Raw genomic sequence first — 16566 nt, 5'->3', positions numbered from 1 at the left:
CACCCGAGCTCACGGACCCACCCGAGCTCTGGAACCCACACTCGCGTCAAACAAGGACGACTCATGACCCTCACAGCGGAACGCCGCGAGACGGCATCCCGACACACGCCGGATGCTGTGCCGAAGCGGCCATGGCGGCACCGGCTGTCGCGGTTCGACCAGCACGCCTCGCCGTACTTCTACATCTCTCCGTTCTTCCTGCTGTTCGGCCTCGTCGGGCTGTTCCCGCTGCTGTACACGGTCTGGGTGGCCGTGCACGAGTGGGATCTGCTGAAGGGCCAGGAGGGCTTCGTCGGGCTCGACAACTTCGTCAAGATCCTGAATGACGCGATGTTCTGGAACTCGATCGGCAACACGCTCAGCATCTTCCTGCTGTCGGCGATCCCGCAGCTCGCGGTGGCACTCGTCATCGCGTACCTGCTCGACCGCGGCCTGCGTGCTCCCACGTTCTGGCGCATGAGCGTGCTCATCCCGTTCGTGGTGACCCCGGTCGCCGTGGCCATCATCTTCTCGAGCATCTTCAACGAGGCCGACGGTCTCGCCAACAACCTGCTGAACCTGATCGGCATCGCCGACCAGGAGTGGAAGCACAACACCGCGCTGTCGCACCTCGCGATCGCGATCATGGTGAACTTCCGCTGGACCGGGTACAACGCCCTGATCCTGCTCGCCGCGATGCAGGCGGTGCCGCGCGATCTGTACGAGTCCGCCGCGCTCGACGGCGCCGGCTCCGCCCGCAGGTTCTTCTCCATCACGATCCCCACGATCCGGCCGACCCTGATCTTCGTCATCATCACCGCCACGATCGGCGGGCTGCAGATCTTCGCCGAGCCGCGCCTGTTCGACGTCTCGACCGCCGGCGGCATCGGCGGCAGCGACCGGCAATTCCAGACCACGGTGCTGTTCCTCTGGGAGCTCGCCTTCTTCCGGCGGAACCTGGGCGAAGCATCCGCCGTCGCGATCCTGCTGTTCCTGCTGATCGTCGGCATCGGCGTGATCAACTTCCTGATCTCCCGACGGATCTCGACGGGTGACGCCCCGAAGAACCGCGCAGCGCGCCGCCGAGCTCGCACCACCGCGCCCAGCACCACGACCGAGAAGGAGAGCGCACGATGACTGCGACCCAGGCGCTCAGCGTGCCCGAGAAGATCCGCCGCCGTCGCGGCGCGACCGGTGGCACCGCCGGTATCGGCAGCCGTCCCGGCTTCCTCACCTATGGGCTGCTCGCCGCCTTCATCATCGGCAGCGTCTACCCGTTGTGGTGGTCGGTCGTGGTCGCCAGCGGCACGAACGCCACCCGCGGCGAGACGCTGCCCCTGGTACCGGGCGGCAACTTCTTCGTGAACGCCGCGAAGGTGCTCGACGCCATCCCGTTCTGGCTCGCCCTCGGCAACTCGTTCCTGATCTCCGGCATCATCACGATCTCGGTCGTGACCTTCTCGACGCTCGCCGGCTACGCCTTCGCGAAGCTGCGGTTCAAGGGTCGTGACGGGCTGATGATCTTCGTGATCGCGACCATGGCGATCCCGACGCAGCTGGGCATCATCCCGCTGTTCATGCTGATGCGCGAGCTCGGCTGGACCGGCTCGATCGGCGCCGTGATCGTGCCGACGCTGGTCACCGCGTTCGGCGTCTTCTTCATGCGGCAGTACCTGGTCGACGTGATCCCCGACGAGCTGATCGAGGCCGCGCGCATGGACGGCGCGAACCAGTTCCGCACGTTCCTCACCGTCGGCATCCCCGCCGCTCGTCCGGCCATGGCGATCCTCGGGCTGTTCACCTTCATGACCGCGTGGACCGACTACCTCTGGCCGCTGATCGTGCTCTCCCCGCAGAATCCGACGCTGCAGACGGCGCTCAGCCAGCTGCAGTCCGGCTACTACATCGACTACTCCATCGTGCTCGCCGGTGCCGTGCTCGCGACCCTCCCGCTCCTCGTGCTCTTCGTGGTCGCGGGGCGGCAGCTGGTCAGTGGCATCATGGCTGGCGCGGTGAAAGGATGACCCCTATGACCCGTGCTTTCCCCGAGAACTTCCTGTTCGGCGCCGCGACAGCGGCCTATCAGATCGAGGGGGCGGCATTCGAGGACGGACGCACGGCGTCGATCTGGGACGCGTTCTCCCGGGTGCCGGGTGCGGTCATCAACGGCGACAACGGCGACGTCGCCTGCGACCACTATCACCGGTATGCCGACGACATCGCGCTGATGACGCAGCTGGGCCTGCAGACCTACCGATTCTCGACCTCGTGGTCGCGCGTCCGGCCGGACGGCGGAGCCGTGAATGCGAAGGGCGTCGACTTCTACGAGCGCCTGGTCGACGGGCTGCTGGATGCCGACATCCTGCCGTGGCTGACGCTGTACCACTGGGACATGCCGCAGGCGCTGCAGGAGCAGGGCGGCTGGACGAACCGCGACACCGTCGGCCGCTTCCTCGAGTACGCCGGCACCATGCACGACGCACTGGGCGACCGGGTGAACGTGTGGACCACGCTGAACGAGCCGTGGTGCTCGTCGTTCCTCTCGTACACGGGCGGGGAGCACGCGCCGGGGCACACGAGCATCGAGGAGGGGCTGCTCGCCTCGCACCATCTGCTGCTCGCGCACGGCGAGACCGTCCGCGAACTGCGCGGGCGCGACGCCGGCCTGAACCTCGGCATCACCCTCAACCACACGGTCGCCGACGCCGCGGACCCGGATGACCCGGCCGATGTCGACGCCGCCCGCCGGATCGACGGGCAGTTCAACCGCTGGTTCCTCGACCCCATCTACCGCGGTGCCTATCCGGCCGACATCGTCGAGGACATCAGGGCGGTGGATGCCGAGGCCGTCGCCGCATTCGAGGCGGCAATCCACGACGGCGACCTCGCGACAATCGCGCAGCACATCGACACGCAGGGCGTGAACTACTACCACGGCGACCTCGTCTCGGGCACGGCGCCCGCGGAGTCAGCGGTCGAGAGCGTGCCGGACACCGAGCGGAAGGTGCGCAGCCCGTATCCCTCGTTCGAGCACATCCACAACGTCGAGCGCGGCCTCCCTCGCACGGCCCAGAACTGGGAGGTGCAGCCAGAGGGGCTCACCAGGCTGCTCGAGCGCATCTGGACCGAGTACGCGCAGCCGGCTGGCACCGTGCTCTCGATGACCGAGAACGGCGCGGCGTACGACGATGTCGAGGTGCTGGAGGACGGCGAGACGCGGGTGCACGACGCCGAGCGCACCGAGTTCCTCCGCCTGCACCTCGAGGCGGTGCTGGATGCCGTGGAGGCCGGCGTCGACGTGCGCGGCTATTTCTACTGGTCGATGTTCGACAACTACGAGTGGGCCTGGGGCTACGACAAGCGCTTCGGCATCGTGCGCGTCGACTACGACACCCAGGAGCGGAGCGTGAAGGACTCCGGCCGGGAGTACGCTCGCATCATCGCCGCACGCAGCATCTGATCGCGGCGGGGCGGGCGGAGCATCCGAGCCGTCGTCGGACTTGAAGGAGAGCCGTGCCGTCACGAGCGACCATCGAAGAGGTGGCGTCCACCGCCGGGGTGTCCCGGTCGACTGTGTCTCGCGTGGTGAACGGGTCGACTGCGGTCAGCCCAGAGGCACTCGTCGCGGTGCGCGCGGCGATCGAGCAGCTCAACTACGTGCCCAACCGCGCGGCGCGCTCCCTGGCATCCAATCAGACCCAGGCGATCGCGCTGATCGTGCCGGAGGACACCACCCGGTTCTTCGGCGACCCCTTCTTCGCGGCGATCGTCGCGGGCATCACCGGCGCGCTGCGCACCTCGGACTACCTGCTGAACCTGCTGATCGCGAGCGACGACCCCGGCGACAAGATGTCGAGCTTCGTGCTCAACGGCGGCGTCGACGGCGCGCTGATCGTGTCGCATCACATGAGTGACGCGTTCATCGACCGGATCGCCGACGCGGTTCCCGTGGTCTACGGCGGCCGGCCGGTGCGGCAGCGCGAGGACGACTACGTGGTCGACGTCGACAACGTCTGGAGCGCACACCAGGCCACCCGCCGCCTGATCGACATCGGCCGTACCCGGATCGCCACGATCTCGGGGACCCCGACGATGGTCTCCTCGGTCGACCGGGTGCAGGGCTTCCGCAGCGCGCTCGCCGAGGCGGGGCTGCGGCCGTTCGCCGAGGAGGCCGGTGACTACAGCGAATCCAGCGGAGCGGATGCCGCGCGCCGCATCCTCGCCGCCGGGCGTCCCGATGCGATCTTCGTCGCGAGCGACCTGATGGCCCGCGGTGCCCTCACGGTGCTGCGCAGCGCCGGTGTGCGCGTGCCGGAGGACATCGCGCTGGTCGGCTTCGACGACTCCTCGGTGGCGACGTCGACGGATCCGCAGCTCACGACCATGCGTCAGCCGATGTATGCGCAGGGGGAGTCGATGGCGCGGGTGCTGCTCGCGCGTCTCGGCGGCGGGGATCCGCCGCACACGACGATCCTGCCGACCGAGCTCGTGGTGCGCGCCTCGGCCTGACTGCTCGCCTCGGCTTTCCGAGGTGAACACGGGTGCGGGCTTGACGCCCCTCCAGGACAAGCCCGCACCCGTGAGACTGCGGGGTGCAGCCCGTCATCCGGAAGTCGGTCTCCGTTGCGAGCTGCTCTCTGTCCACCCATAGATTGAATGAGTGTTCAGTGAGTAATCTATATGGCGGGGGAACCGAACCGGAAGCCGAACGGCTGAACCAGGAGGTGAGACCCGTGGCGCGATCCGACGAGCAGAACCGTCTCGCTCGCGAGCGCGCTCGCGAGAACATCCTGCAGGCGGCGATCGAGGTCTTCAGCGAACGGGGTGTCTCCGGGGCGAGCGTCGCCGAGATCACCCGCCGTGCCGGTGTCGCCCAGGGGTTGGTGAGCTATCACTTCGGCGGCAAGGAGCAGCTGATCGTCGCGGTCATCGATGCGTGGTTCGACGCGCTGTTCAGCATCCCCGAGGTGTCCGGCGCAGCTGACGACCGTCTGGCCGGCATCATCGACGGCGTGCTGATGGCGACCGGCTACGCGCTGCCGGTGCAGAAGGTCGTGCTCGCGATGCAGCAGCAGCCGGCGACGCACCGCCTGTACGCCGAGGCGGAGGACCGGTTCCACGAGCGGGCGATCCAGTCGGAGGAATCCGTGCGAGACATCTTCCGCGCGCGCGGCGCCGTCGATCCCGAGCTCGAGGAGATCATGCTGCGCGGCACGCTCGAGGGCGTCCTCCTGAAGTTCGCTGTCTACGGCGACACGTTCCCGCTGGAGGATGCGCGCCGCTGGATGTACCGGCTCTACGGCATCCCAGCTCCCGAGACTCCGCTGCCGCTCGAGCTCCCGCCGCGCCAGGTGCCGCTGCGCCTGCGAGCATCCGGTGCGGTGCGCGATCCGCAGCGCTGAGGGGCGCTGACCGTCATGGGCGCGGCGTCAGGCGTGGCCCATGCGGGCGAACGCGCCGAGCACGCTGCGCTCGGATGCCGTGAGGTAGCGCTCCAGCTCATCGGCCGCGGCCTCGGGACCGCGTTCGAGCAGCGCCGTGAGCACGGCCCTGTTGCGACGGACGAACGGCTCGTGCAGTGACTTCGGCTGGTCGATCTCGAGGAACACGAGCCGCAGCTCGGCGGCGACGTCACGATAGGTGCGGGCGAGGCGCGCACTGTCCGCGAGCGCGACGATCGCATCGTGGAAGGCCATGTTCGCGCTGCCGATGCGCCGCCAGTCCTCGTGCGGCAGCTGCTCCTCCGCTTCGGCGAGCGCGTCGCGCATGAGCTGCACCGCCGGGTGCTCGGGCTCGGACTGGCGCAGCGCGGCGCACTCGATCACGCGACGGGCGCGATAGATGTCGATCACGTCGGCGATGGTCGGCGATGCGACGGAGACCCCCCGGTGCGGGATGTGCTCGACGAGGCCCTGCTCGGCGAGTACGCGGAAGGCCTCGCGCAACGTGTTGCGCGATACGTCGAACTGCTCGGCGAGAGCCGACTCCGACAGCCGCGACCCGGGCGCGAAGTCCCCGTCGATGATGCGCTGACGGAGCACGTCGGCGAGCACGCCCTGCTGGTTCATGCCTTCATCGTAGGTGCCGGAGCGCGCGGATCGTCCACGGATTCCCCGCATGAATCACACGAAAGCAACCTTGTTGTAGCACGGCGGAAACAATCTTGTTGAACAATCATGAACTATCCGTTCTACACTGGGTGCCAACCGACACCCACCAACGACGATGGGAATCCCCCTATGACCGAGCAGTCACCCACCGCCCTCTCCCCGGAGGACGAAGTCCGCCTCGCTGCCGTCAAGAAGCGCGCAGGACGCAGCGCCGTCATCGGCGCGATCTTCCTCATGGCCACCAGCGCCATCGGCCCCGGCTTCATCACGCAGACCGCGACCTTCACGGCGACGATGGGTGCGGCGTTCGCGTTCGCGATCCTCATCTCGATCCTCGTCGACATCGCGGTGCAGTTGAACGTGTGGCGCATGATCACGTCTTCCGGCAAGCGCGCCGGCGAACTCGCCAACAGCGCCATCCCCTTCTCCGGCCACCTCATCGCACTGCTCGTCGTGATCGGCGGCCTCGCCTTCAACATCGGCAACATCGCCGGTGGCGGGCTCGGCCTCAACGCGCTCCTCGGCATCGATGCGAAGCTCGGCGGCGTCCTCACCGCGGCGCTCGCGATCATCATCTTCCTGGTGAAGAAGGCCGGTCCCGTCATGGACATCGTCCTGGTGATCCTCGGTGTCGGGATGATCGTGATGACCGTGGTGGTGGCGGTCATCGCCCAGCCCCCGATCGGCGAGGCGCTGCGCCAGACGTTCGTGCCGGACGAGCTGAACTTCGCCACGATCACCACGATCGTCGGCGGCACCGTCGGTGGATACATCACGTACTCCGGCGCGCACCGCTACCTCGACTCCGGGCACACCGGCCCTGAGCAGGCCGGCCCCGTGATGCGGGCTGCGGCCAACGGCATCCTCGTCACCGGCGTCATGCGCTACGTGCTGTTCCTCGCCGTGCTCGGCGTCGTCGCCTCCGGTGTCACGCTCGACCTCTCCGGTCAGGGCGCGAACCCCGCTGGTCAGGCCTTCGGTGCGGTGCTCGGCGATGCAGGTCTCCGCATCTTCGGCGCGATCTTCTGGGCCGCCGCGATCAGCTCGGTCATCGGTGCGGCGTACACCTCGGCGACGTTCCTCTCCACCTACACGAAGAAGCTCGCCGGAGGCTGGCCGCTGCAGCTCGCGACCGTGGCGTTCATCGTCGTCTCGCTGATCGTGTACCTGTCGATCGGCACCGCGCCCGCCGCGATCCTCGTCTTCGTCGGCGGCTTCAACGGACTGATCCTGCCGATCGGACTCACCGTGTTCATGTACATCGGCTGGTTCCGTCGCGACCTCCTCGGGTCGAAGAAGTACCCGATGTGGCTGCTCATCGCCGGCACGCTCGTGACCGCGCTGACCTGGTACATGGGCGCCGTCTCGATCGGCCCCATCTTCGCCTTCCTCGGAATCGGAGCGTGATCGCATGACATCCATCGACCTGAACTCGGACCTCGGCGAGAACGTCGCCGACCGGATCGTGAGCGACGACGAGAGCATGCTGCGCCTCGTCGCGAGCGCGAACGTGTCGTGCGGCTTCCATGCAGGGAGCCCGGAGGGCATCCGCGAGACGCTCGCAGCAGCAGTGCAGGGCGGCGTCGTGATCGGCGCGCACCCCGGCTACCGCGACTACGAGAACTTCGGACGCACGAAGGTCGACATCGACTCCGCCACGCTCCAGGCGCAGGTCGAGTACCAGCTCGGGGCGCTCATGGGTCTCGCTGCCGCGGTCGGCGGGCGGGTCGCCTACGTCAAGCCGCACGGCGCGCTGTACAACACGATCGCCCGCGACGAGCGACAGTCGAACGACGTCGTGGCCGCGATCCGCGCGATCGATCCCAGCCTCGTGCTGCTCGGCCTCGCCGGCGGCGTCGTGCTCGATGTCGCCGAGCGAGCGGGGCTGGCAACCGCGGCCGAGGCCTTCGCCGACCGCGCCTACCAGCCGGACGGGCAGCTCGTGTCGCGCACCGAGCCGGGATCCGTGCTGCACGACCCGGCCGAGGTCGCGGAGCGGATGGTCCGCCTCGCCGCCCACGGCGTGATCCGCGCGATCGACGGCACCGATGTGCCGGTGGTGGCCCAGTCGATCTGCGTGCACGGCGACAGCCCGGGCTCTGTCGCGATGGCCGCTGAGACAAAGCGGATGCTCCAGGCCGAGGGCATCACGATCGCCCCGTTCGTGCGGGTGTGACATGACGGTGCTCGCCACGTTCATCACCGACGTGCCGGATGCGGAGTACCCGGTCTGATGCGAATCCTCACGGCATCCGATCGTGCCCTGCTCGTCGAGGCAGCCGATCTCGATGAAGCCATGCGGCTGAACCTCGCGTGGGACGGCCTGCCCGGCGTCGTCGAGCGCATCCCCGGTGCCAGGACGGTGCTCGTGCGCTTCGATCCGCTTCAGGTCTCCGCTGCTGATCTCGCGGGTGTGCTGGCCTCGACCGAGGTGGGCGGCGGTGAGCTGCCGCGCGCCGGCGAGGCTGTGGTGCCGGTGCACTACGACGGCGAGGACCTCGATGAGGCGGCGTCGTTGCTCGGCGTCTCGGCGGATGAGCTCGTGAACCGGCATCTCGCCGCCGACTGGCGGGTCGCGTTCTCGGGCTTCGCCCCGGGGTTCGGCTATGTCGTGAGCGGCGATCCCCTCTTCGACGTACCGCGTCGCTCCTCGCCGCGAACCCGCGTGCCGGCCGGATCGGTGGCGTTGGCCGGGCAGTTCACCGGGGTGTATCCGCGCGAGAGCCCAGGCGGGTGGCAGCTCATCGGCCGCACGGATGCCGTGATGTGGGACATCGACCGCGACCCGCCGGCACTGCTCGCACCCGGCGCGACCGTGCGGTTCGAACGGGTGCGTGCCCAGGCTCGGCTGGGCGAGAGCGGACATGTGCAGACGCAGCCCCCGCGTGCCGGCGACGGCGTGAGCCTGCACGCGGATGCTGCCGTCGAGGTCGTCCGCTCCTCGCTGCAGCTGCTCGTGCAGGACGCAGGGCGCCCTGGCTACGCCGCGCTCGGGGTCTCGGCATCCGGAGCAGCCGATCGGCGAGCGATGCGCGACGCGAACCGTGCCGTGGGCAATGCCGCGTCCGCTGCCGTGCTGGAGAGCGTCGGCGGAGCCGTCCTGCGGTTCCGCGGCGCAGGCGTCGCGGCGGTCGCCGGCGCACTCGGCTCGCTCAGCCTGACCGAAGCAGACGGCACGGTTCGCTCCGTCGCGCACGGCGAACCGTTCGCGACGGTCGACGGCGACGAGCTCGCCCTCGGCCATCCCGAGCGCGGGCTGCGATACGTCATCGCCGTGCGCGGTGGATTCGACGCCGACACCGCACTCGGCAGCCGAGCGGGCGACACCCTCGCCGGGCTCGGACCGGAGGCGCTCGCGGTCGGCGCGGTCATCCCCGTCGGAGTCGCCGCGACGAAACCGGTCGAGCCCGATCCCGTGCCTCGAGACCTTCCCGCACCCGGTGATGTCGTCGAGCTCGAGATCACCCTCGGCCCCCGCGACGACTGGTTCACCGCCGCCGCGCTGGGGGCGCTCACCGACCAGGAATGGACAGTGACCCCCCGTTCGGATCGCGTCGGCATCCGCCTGCAGGGAGAGGTGCCGCTCGAGCGCTCCGTCGGCGGCGAGCTGCCCAGCGAGGGCGCCGTCACCGGCGCGATCCAGGTGCCGCCGGACGGTCAGCCGGTGCTGTTCCTCCCCGATCATCCGCTCACCGGCGGGTACCCCATCATCGGTGCGCTCACGGATCGCAGCCTCGACCTCGCAGGTCAGCTGGCTCCTGGCGTCCGTCTTCGTCTCATCGTCAAGGAGAACTCATGATCAAGGTGCTGATCGCGAATCGCGGCGAGATCGCCGTGCGCGTCATCCGCGCGTGCGCGGAAGCAGGGTACGCGTCGATCGCGGTGTCCGCGGATCAGGATGCCGATGCGCTGCACGTGCGTCTTGCGGATGAGGCGGTCGGGCTGGGCGGGGACACCGCAGCGACGACGTATCTGTCGATCGATGCGCTGCTCGCAGCTGCCGAGCAGACCGGTGCGGATGCCGTGCATCCCGGCTATGGATTCCTCTCGGAGAGCGCTGCGTTCGCGCGAGCGGTCGAGGGGGCGGGGCTCATCTGGATCGGTCCGTCGCCCGAGAGCATCGACGCGCTCGGCGACAAGATGACCGCGCGGCGCATCGCGCAGCGGGTCGGCGCACCGCTTGCCGCCGGCACCGATGAGCCGCTGGCCGGCCCGGACGAGGCGGTGGCGTTCGCGGAGCAGCACGGCCTCCCGATCGCGATCAAGGCCGCGTTCGGCGGTGGCGGACGAGGGCTCAAGGTCGTTCGGGAACTGTCCGAGGTCGCCGCTGCCTTCGACGCGGCCACGCGCGAGGCGATCGCCGCCTTCGGTCGCGGTGAGTGCTTCGTGGAGCGGTTCCTCGAGAGCCCGCGGCACATCGAGGTGCAGGTGCTCGGCGACGGGCTCGGCGGCATCGTCGTCGTCGGCGACCGCGACTGCTCCATGCAGCGCCGGAACCAGAAGCTCATCGAAGAGGCGCCGGCGCCCGGGCTGTCGACCGAGCAGCGGTCGCTGATCCACGAGGCGGCGCGGTCGATCTGTGCAGAGGTGCAGTACCGCGGCGCGGGCACGGTCGAGTTCCTGCTCGCCGCCGACGGCACGATCTCGTTCCTCGAGGTCAACACGCGGCTCCAGGTGGAGCATCCGGTCACCGAGGAGGTCACCGGGGTCGACCTGGTGCGGGAGCAGTTCCGCATCGCGTTCGGTGAGGGCATGTCGCTCGCTGAGACGCCGACACCGACCGGGCACGCGTTCGAGTTCCGGATCAACGCGGAGGACCCGGGCCGCGGATTCCTCCCGAGCCCCGGCCGAGTCGAGACGCTGCGCATCCCAGGTGGCCCTGGGGTGCGCTGGGACAGCGGCATCGAAGCGGGCGACGCCGTGCAGCCTGCCTTCGACTCCATGATCGCCAAGCTCATCGTGCACGCCGAGTCGCGTGATGCGGCGCTCGTGCGCGCTCGGCGGGCCCTGCGCGAACTCTCGGTCGAGGGCCCGGCGACCGTGATCCCGTTCGACCGGCTCGCGATCGATGACCCGGCGTTCGCCACCGAGACCTTCGCGGTGCACACGCAGTGGATCGAGAGCGCCCTGCTGCCGACGCTGGAGCCGCAGCTGCGACCGGCTGCGGTGCCGGATGCCGCGCTGCAGCGGTTCCCGGTGGAGATCGACGGTCGCCGGGTCGTGCTCGGTCTGCCTGCGGCCCTGCTCGCGGGTCTCGGCCAGGGCGGTGGGGGTGCTGCGGCGACGCCTCCGGCCGACCCGACCGAGCTGCGCTCACCTGCTCCGGGCACGCTCGTCCGCTGGCTCGTCGATGACGGTGCACAGGTGGCCGAGGGCGATCCGGTCGCGGTGCTCGACGCGATGAAGATGGAGACGTCTGTCGCCGCCCATCGCTCCGGCACGCTGTCGCGGAGGGCCGAGCTCTCTGCATCCGTCCCGGCCGACGGCGTGCTCGCCGTCATCGACTAGGCGCATGTCCGGCTTCTGAAACGCAGAGATCCCGGATGCCTCGGGCGAGGCATCCGGGATCAGCTGGTCATGCGCGACGAGCGTTGCGTGTGGGCGCCGGATCAGGCCGGGTCGCCGCCGAGCGGGCCGACCGCCTCGAGCGGCTTGGGGTCGTCTGCGCCGGTCTTGCGGGCACGGGCGATCAGATTGCCCAGGTGGTAGATCAACAGGGCCGCGACCGTGCCGAGCACGATGCCGCCGAACGCGAAGTCGCCGAGCTGCATCGAGAAGCCGGCGATGCCGATCACGAGCGAGACCGCGGCCGTGTACTGGTTCACCGGGCGTGAGAAGTCCACGCGGCTGTCGACCCAGATCTTGATGCCGATGATGCCGATCAGGCCGTAGAGCGCGGTGGTCGCGCCGCCCAGCACGCCGGCTGGGATCGAGTTGAAGACCTCGCCGACCTTGGGCGAGAATGCGAGCAGAATCGCGAACAGGCCGGCGACCCAGTACACGGCCGTCGAGTACACGCGGGTCGCCGCCATGACGCCGATGTTCTCGCCGTAGGTGGTCGTGCCCGAGCCGCCGAAGCCACCGGCGAGCGTCGTCGCGACACCGTCGGCGATCAGGGCGCGGCCCGTGTGCTTGTTGATCGACGGGTCCTCGGTCATGCTGGCGACGCCGCGCACGTGGCCGACGTTCTCGGCGACCAGCACCAGGACGACCGGCAGGAACATCGCGATGGTCGACCAGGTGCCGGGCTCCACGAAGTCCGGGAGGTGGAACTCGGGCAGGCCGATCCACGGGGCGTCGGCGATGAGCTCGGCCGGCGTCTTGCCGCCGCGCAGAGCGTTCGGCGCGTCGAACGAGCCGGTGAACGCGGCATAGATGAATCCGACCGCGACGCCGAGGAAGATCGAGATGCGGCCGAGGAAGCCGCGGAACAGCACCGCGAATACGATGATCGCGACGAGCGTGATGGTCGCGGTGACGGGGTCGATCTGGAAGTTGTTCCACGCCGTCGGGGCGAGGTTGAAGCCGATCAGCGCGACGATCGCGCCGGCGACCACCGGTGGCATCAGGGCGTCGACCCAGCGGAGCCCGGCGAACTGCACGACCAGACCGACGATCGTGAGCAGGATGCCGACGGCGACCACGCCGGCGAGCGCCGAGCCCATGTTGCCGGCGGCGACGGCGGCCGTGATCGGCGCGATGAACGCGAAGGAGGAGCCGAGGTAGCTGGGCAGGCGGTTCTTCGTGATGAGCAGGAAGAGGATCGTGCCGATACCGCTGAACAGCAGCGTGGTCGAGACGGGGAAGCCCGTCAGCGTCGGCACCAGGAACGTCGCGCCGAACATCGCGACGACATGCTGCGCGCCGATGGCGATCGTGGCGGGCCAGTTCAGGCGCTCTTCGGGCGTGACGACGGCGCCGGCTTCGACCGTGCGGCCGTTTCCGTGGATCTTCCACAGGGGCATGCGTGCTCCTCAGGTTTTCGGGGGAGGGAGAGGGGAGTGCTGGAGCAACACTACCGATTCCTGAATGTTCCCTGGGTGCCTCGACCTGCGTCGGGGCGTCGAACGGCCGGCGCGCGCTCACCCTGCATGGCGTTGTGCGGGATGCAGGGAGAATCGACCCGATTCTCCCTGCCGGTCGAACATCTCCCTGCAGCTCGCTCGGGGCAACGGTGGATGCCGAGGGCGACGGTGGATGCCGCGGTCGACGCCGGATGCCGCGGGTCAGACCCCGAGGCGGCCGAGGAGCTCGCGGTACCGGTCGGCCGTGCGGTCGACGATGTCCTCGGGGAGCAGCGGCGGCTCGCCCTGCTTGTCCCAGTTCGCGGCGAGCCAGTCGCGCACGATCTGCTTGTCGAAGCTGGCCATCCGCTCGCTCGGCGTCGTGCCGGTGCGCCACGCCTCGGCATCCCAGTACCGCGACGAGTCGCTCGTGAGCACCTCGTCGGCCAGGCGCAGCGTGCCGTCGGCATCCGTCCCGAACTCGAACTTCGTGTCGGCGAGGATGAGGCCCTGCTCCTCGGCGATCGCGGCGGCACGGGAGTAGATCGCGAGCGAGGCCTCGCGCAGCTCGTGCGCCCGCTCGGCCCCGACGAGCTCGACCGTCTGCTCGAAGGTGATGTTCTCGTCGTGCTCGCCCATCGGCGCCTTGTAGGCGGGCGTGAACAGCGGCTCGGGCAGGCGGTCGCCGTTCTGCAGGCCGGCGGGAAGCGGGATGCCGCACACCGTGCCGCTCTCCTGGTACTCGGCCCAGCCCGACCCAGTGATGTACCCGCGGACGACGCACTCGATCGGCAGCATCTCGAGCGACTGCGCGAGCATGGCGCGGTCCTCGACGGAGGCCGGGATGTCGCCATCGGCGAGATGGTTCGGCACGTCGTCGAGCTGTGCGAACCACCAGCGGCTCAGCGCGGTGAGCACGGCGCCCTTCTTCGGGATGCCGGGGGAGAGCACGAAGTCGAACGCGCTGACCCGGTCGCTCGCGACGACGAGGATGCGGGTGTCGCCCGGGTCCTCCGAGGCGTACAGGTCGCGGACCTTGCCCGAGTAGATGTGCCGCCAGCCGGGGATGCTCTGTGCTGATCCTTCTGAAGGTGTGCTCACCCGCCCATTATCCCGGTGATCCGCTCGGCATCGTCTCCGCATGTCCTCGCGGCTGAATCAACCACACCGGACCACTTGATCGGATGCCGGAACGGGCGTATAGTCCACGTGGACTAATTGAGATGGAGTAGGTGATGAAAGACCCCGTGGACACGCTCACGCCGATGGGCGTGATGGTGCTCGCACTGCTGCGCGAGAGCGACATGCACCCGTACGAGATGGTGCGGCTGCTGCGTGCGCGCCACGACGACCGGCTGCTCACGATCACCAACGGCACGCTCTACCACACGGTCTCGCGCCTGCAGAAGACGGGCCTGCTCGACGAGGTCGGCATCGACCGCGAAGGCAACCGTCCTGAGCGCACCACCTACACGCTGACGGATGCCGGACGCAGCGCTGTCGTCGCCTGGGTGCAGCGCGAGCTGCCGCGCGTCGATCGTCCGGCCGAGTTCCGCATCGCGCTCGCCGAGTCGCACAACCTCGAACGCGACGACGTGGTCGAGCTGCTCGGCGACCGCCGTACCGCGCTCGTGGAGGAGCACGCGATGCATCGCGACGGACTCGTCAAGGCGCACGCCAAGGGCGTCCCCGCCCAGGTGCTCGTCGAGATCGAGCGCCAGGAGGTGCTGCTCGAGGCCGAGCTGCGCTGGCTCGACGCATTCCTCACCAGGCTCGACGGCGACGAACTCCCCTGGGGGCCGTCGGCGTTCACCGACTCAGACCGCTATCTCGCTCAGCGAAAGGCTGCACAGCAATGACCGAATCACGCCAGGCGACGGGACCCGACACGGGCACGTTCGCCGCGGGGCAGCGCCCCAAGAGCCCATGGCCCGCCCTGTGGGCGCTCGTCATCGGCTTCTTCATGATCCTCGTCGACACCACGATCGTCTCGGTCGCGAATCCGGCGATCAAGGCCGCACTCGACCCGAACACGAACAACCTCGACAACGTCGTGTGGGTCACGAGCGCCTACCTGCTCACCTACGCTGTGCCGCTGCTCATCACGGGCCGCCTCGGTGACCGCTTCGGACCGAAGAACATCTACCTCATCGGTCTCGCGATCTTCACGCTCGCCTCCCTCTGGTGCGGGCTGTCGAGCTCGCTCGAAGGCCTGATCGCGGCACGTGCCGTGCAGGGTCTCGGCGCGGCGTTCATGACGCCGCAGACCATGGCCGTCATCACCCGGACGTTCCCGCCGAACCGACGCGGTGCGGCCATGGGTCTCTGGGGTGCCACGGCCGGCGTCGCGACCCTGGTCGGACCGCTGCTCGGCGGCGTCCTGGTCGACGGCCTCGGCTGGGAATGGATCTTCTTCGTGAACCTGCCCGTCGGCGTGATCGCCTTCATCGCAGCGTGGATCCTCGTGCCGAAGCTGCAGACGCATCCGCATCGCTTCGACATCCTCGGTGTCGTGCTGAGCGCCGTCGCGATCTTCCTCGTGGTCTTCGGCCTGCAGGAGGGCGAGAAGTACGACTGGGGTGTCATCTGGGGCCCGATCTCGGTGTGGGGCCTGATCATCGCCGGACTCGTCCTGCTCGCGGTGTTCATCCTGCAGCAGTGGAAGACGAAGAGCGAGGCCCTCGTGCCGCTCGAGCTCTTCCGCGACCGCAACTTCTCCGGCGCGAACATCGCGATCGCCACGGTCGGCTTCGCGGTGACGAGCATGTCGCTGCCGCTGATGTTCTTCCTGCAGATCGCTCGTGGGCTCACCCCCACCCAGGCTGCGCTGCTGATGATCCCGATGGCCGTGTTCTCGGGCGTTCTCGCACCGCTCGCCGGCAAGATCCTCGACCGCACCGACCCGCGGCTCATCCTCATCCCCGGCCTGATCTTCTTCTCCATCGCGCTGCTCTGGTACTCGTCGCTGGTGAACATGGACAGCGAGATCTGGATGTTCCTGTTCCCGTCCGCGCTCCTCGGCATCGGCAGTGCCGGCATGTGGGGTCCGCTCGCGACCACGGCGACACGGATGCTCCCGATGCGCCAGGCCGGCGCCGGAGCGGGCATCTACAACACCACCCGGACGATCGGCTCGGTGGTCGGATCGGCATCGATCGCGACGTTCATGCAGGCGCGCCTCGAGGCCAACCTTCCGGGGATGGACGACGCCGCAGGCTCGATCGGCTCGGGCGGATCACTGCCCGCTGCCGTCGCCGACGGCTTCTCGGCGGCGATGTCGCAGGCCATCCTGCTGCCGGCCAGTGTGATCGTGATCGGGCTCATCGCCTCGCTGTTCCTGCGTGGCGCTCCGAAGGCCCCGCAGCCGGAGGCATCCGCGCCGTCTGCGCCGGTTCCCACTCCGGCCGAGTGACCCGCGCGACACCGCCCCCTGTTCCCTCCGGTGCAGGGGGCGGTGTCGTGTCCGGCATCAG

At 69.0% G+C, this 16566-nt stretch carries 14 protein-coding genes; 11 read left to right on the top strand and 3 right to left on the bottom strand.

Translation table 11 applies throughout. From position 1 onward, the window contains the following. Positions 1–63 precede the first annotated feature (63 nt). From V7Z82_RS07000 to V7Z82_RS06980, 5 genes are all read left to right on the top strand, one after another. Positions 64–1116, top strand: a complete 1053-nt coding sequence (locus V7Z82_RS07000; protein WP_334149464.1) for a carbohydrate ABC transporter permease — start codon at positions 64–66, stop codon at positions 1114–1116. Next, complete coding sequence (locus tag V7Z82_RS06995; protein ID WP_334149462.1) at positions 1113–2003, top strand: carbohydrate ABC transporter permease; 891 nt, start codon at positions 1113–1115, stop codon at positions 2001–2003. Before V7Z82_RS07000 ends, V7Z82_RS06995 begins: the two co-directional genes overlap by 4 nt. A 5-nt stretch (positions 2004–2008) precedes the next feature. Beyond that, a complete protein-coding gene (locus V7Z82_RS06990) occupies positions 2009–3439 on the top strand; it encodes a GH1 family beta-glucosidase (protein WP_334149460.1) in 1431 nt (476 codons plus the stop codon). A 53-nt stretch (positions 3440–3492) separates the two neighbouring features. After that, positions 3493–4488: a LacI family DNA-binding transcriptional regulator gene (locus V7Z82_RS06985; protein ID WP_334149458.1), complete on the top strand. Its 996-nt coding sequence runs from the start codon at positions 3493–3495 to the stop codon at positions 4486–4488. Between the two features lie 224 nt (positions 4489–4712). Next, complete coding sequence (locus V7Z82_RS06980; RefSeq protein ID WP_334149456.1) at positions 4713–5381, top strand: TetR/AcrR family transcriptional regulator; 669 nt, start codon at positions 4713–4715, stop codon at positions 5379–5381. Between the two features lie 27 nt (positions 5382–5408). Here V7Z82_RS06980 and V7Z82_RS06975 read toward each other — a convergent pair whose 3' ends face one another. Then, positions 5409–6047 (bottom strand): GntR family transcriptional regulator, encoded by a 639-nt coding sequence (locus V7Z82_RS06975; protein ID WP_334149454.1) that lies wholly within the window; start codon positions 6045–6047, stop codon positions 5409–5411. A gap of 171 nt (positions 6048–6218) precedes the next feature. Here V7Z82_RS06975 and V7Z82_RS06970 point away from each other — a divergent pair, with 171 nt between their 5' ends. From V7Z82_RS06970 to V7Z82_RS06955, 4 genes are read left to right on the top strand one after another with little or no spacing between them, the layout of a single operon-like run. Next, the gene (locus V7Z82_RS06970) at positions 6219–7496 is read left to right on the top strand and encodes an NRAMP family divalent metal transporter (RefSeq protein ID WP_334149452.1); all 1278 of its coding nucleotides are present in this window, start codon (positions 6219–6221) and stop codon (positions 7494–7496) included. Positions 7497–7500: 4 nt separating this feature from the next. Then, positions 7501–8265 carry a LamB/YcsF family protein gene (locus V7Z82_RS06965; protein ID WP_334149450.1) on the top strand — a complete coding sequence of 255 codons (765 nt, stop codon included), beginning with the start codon at positions 7501–7503 and terminating at the stop codon, positions 8263–8265. Positions 8266–8322: 57 nt separating this feature from the next. Further along, complete coding sequence (locus V7Z82_RS06960; protein ID WP_334149448.1) at positions 8323–9888, top strand: urea amidolyase family protein; 1566 nt, start codon at positions 8323–8325, stop codon at positions 9886–9888. Then, entirely contained in the window at positions 9885–11597 is a 1713-nt protein-coding gene (locus tag V7Z82_RS06955) for an acetyl/propionyl/methylcrotonyl-CoA carboxylase subunit alpha (RefSeq protein WP_334149446.1), read from the top strand. Before V7Z82_RS06960 ends, V7Z82_RS06955 begins: the two co-directional genes overlap by 4 nt. Positions 11598–11698: 101 nt before the next feature. Here the strand turns inward: V7Z82_RS06955 and V7Z82_RS06950 are convergent, their stop codons facing one another. Together V7Z82_RS06950 and V7Z82_RS06945 are read right to left on the bottom strand one after the other, a co-directional pair. Beyond that, positions 11699–13054, bottom strand: coding sequence for a uracil-xanthine permease family protein (locus tag V7Z82_RS06950; protein ID WP_334149444.1), 1356 nt, complete (start codon positions 13052–13054; stop codon positions 11699–11701). A gap of 261 nt (positions 13055–13315) precedes the next feature. Then, complete coding sequence (locus V7Z82_RS06945; protein WP_334149442.1) at positions 13316–14194, bottom strand: phosphoribosylaminoimidazolesuccinocarboxamide synthase; 879 nt, start codon at positions 14192–14194, stop codon at positions 13316–13318. A gap of 134 nt (positions 14195–14328) precedes the next feature. Between V7Z82_RS06945 and V7Z82_RS06940 the strand changes: the two genes are divergently transcribed. Together V7Z82_RS06940 and V7Z82_RS06935 are read left to right on the top strand one after the other, a co-directional pair. After that, on the top strand, positions 14329–14952 hold the full coding sequence (locus V7Z82_RS06940; RefSeq protein WP_334149440.1) for a PadR family transcriptional regulator: 624 nt from the start codon (positions 14329–14331) through the stop codon (positions 14950–14952). Beyond that, positions 14949–16505 (top strand): DHA2 family efflux MFS transporter permease subunit, encoded by a 1557-nt coding sequence (locus V7Z82_RS06935; RefSeq protein WP_334149438.1) that lies wholly within the window; start codon positions 14949–14951, stop codon positions 16503–16505. The genes V7Z82_RS06940 and V7Z82_RS06935 overlap by 4 nt, the downstream gene beginning before the upstream one ends. Positions 16506–16566: the final 61 nt, after the last annotated feature.

Origin of the sequence: Microbacterium sp. (assembly GCF_036823965.1) — a bacterium.
Classification (GTDB): Bacteria; Actinomycetota; Actinomycetes; order Actinomycetales; family Microbacteriaceae; genus Microbacterium.
The sequence above is the reverse complement of the archived record's forward strand: the minus strand, read 5'-3'. Positions and strand labels throughout refer to the sequence as shown.

Coding starts and splice junctions, on each gene's coding strand:
- V7Z82_RS06990 (WP_334149460.1), top strand. CDS start 2,009: ATGACCCGTGCTTTCCCCGAGAACTTCCTGTTCGGCGCCGCGACAGCG.
- V7Z82_RS06975 (WP_334149454.1), bottom strand. CDS start 6,047: ATGAACCAGCAGGGCGTGCTCGCCGACGTGCTCCGTCAGCGCATCATC.
- V7Z82_RS06955 (WP_334149446.1), top strand. CDS start 9,885: ATGATCAAGGTGCTGATCGCGAATCGCGGCGAGATCGCCGTGCGCGTC.
- V7Z82_RS06960 (WP_334149448.1), top strand. CDS start 8,323: ATGCGAATCCTCACGGCATCCGATCGTGCCCTGCTCGTCGAGGCAGCC.
- V7Z82_RS06950 (WP_334149444.1), bottom strand. CDS start 13,054: ATGCCCCTGTGGAAGATCCACGGAAACGGCCGCACGGTCGAAGCCGGC.
- V7Z82_RS06940 (WP_334149440.1), top strand. CDS start 14,329: ATGAAAGACCCCGTGGACACGCTCACGCCGATGGGCGTGATGGTGCTC.
- V7Z82_RS06970 (WP_334149452.1), top strand. CDS start 6,219: ATGACCGAGCAGTCACCCACCGCCCTCTCCCCGGAGGACGAAGTCCGC.
- V7Z82_RS06965 (WP_334149450.1), top strand. CDS start 7,501: ATGACATCCATCGACCTGAACTCGGACCTCGGCGAGAACGTCGCCGAC.
- V7Z82_RS07000 (WP_334149464.1), top strand. CDS start 64: ATGACCCTCACAGCGGAACGCCGCGAGACGGCATCCCGACACACGCCG.
- V7Z82_RS06935 (WP_334149438.1), top strand. CDS start 14,949: ATGACCGAATCACGCCAGGCGACGGGACCCGACACGGGCACGTTCGCC.
- V7Z82_RS06995 (WP_334149462.1), top strand. CDS start 1,113: ATGACTGCGACCCAGGCGCTCAGCGTGCCCGAGAAGATCCGCCGCCGT.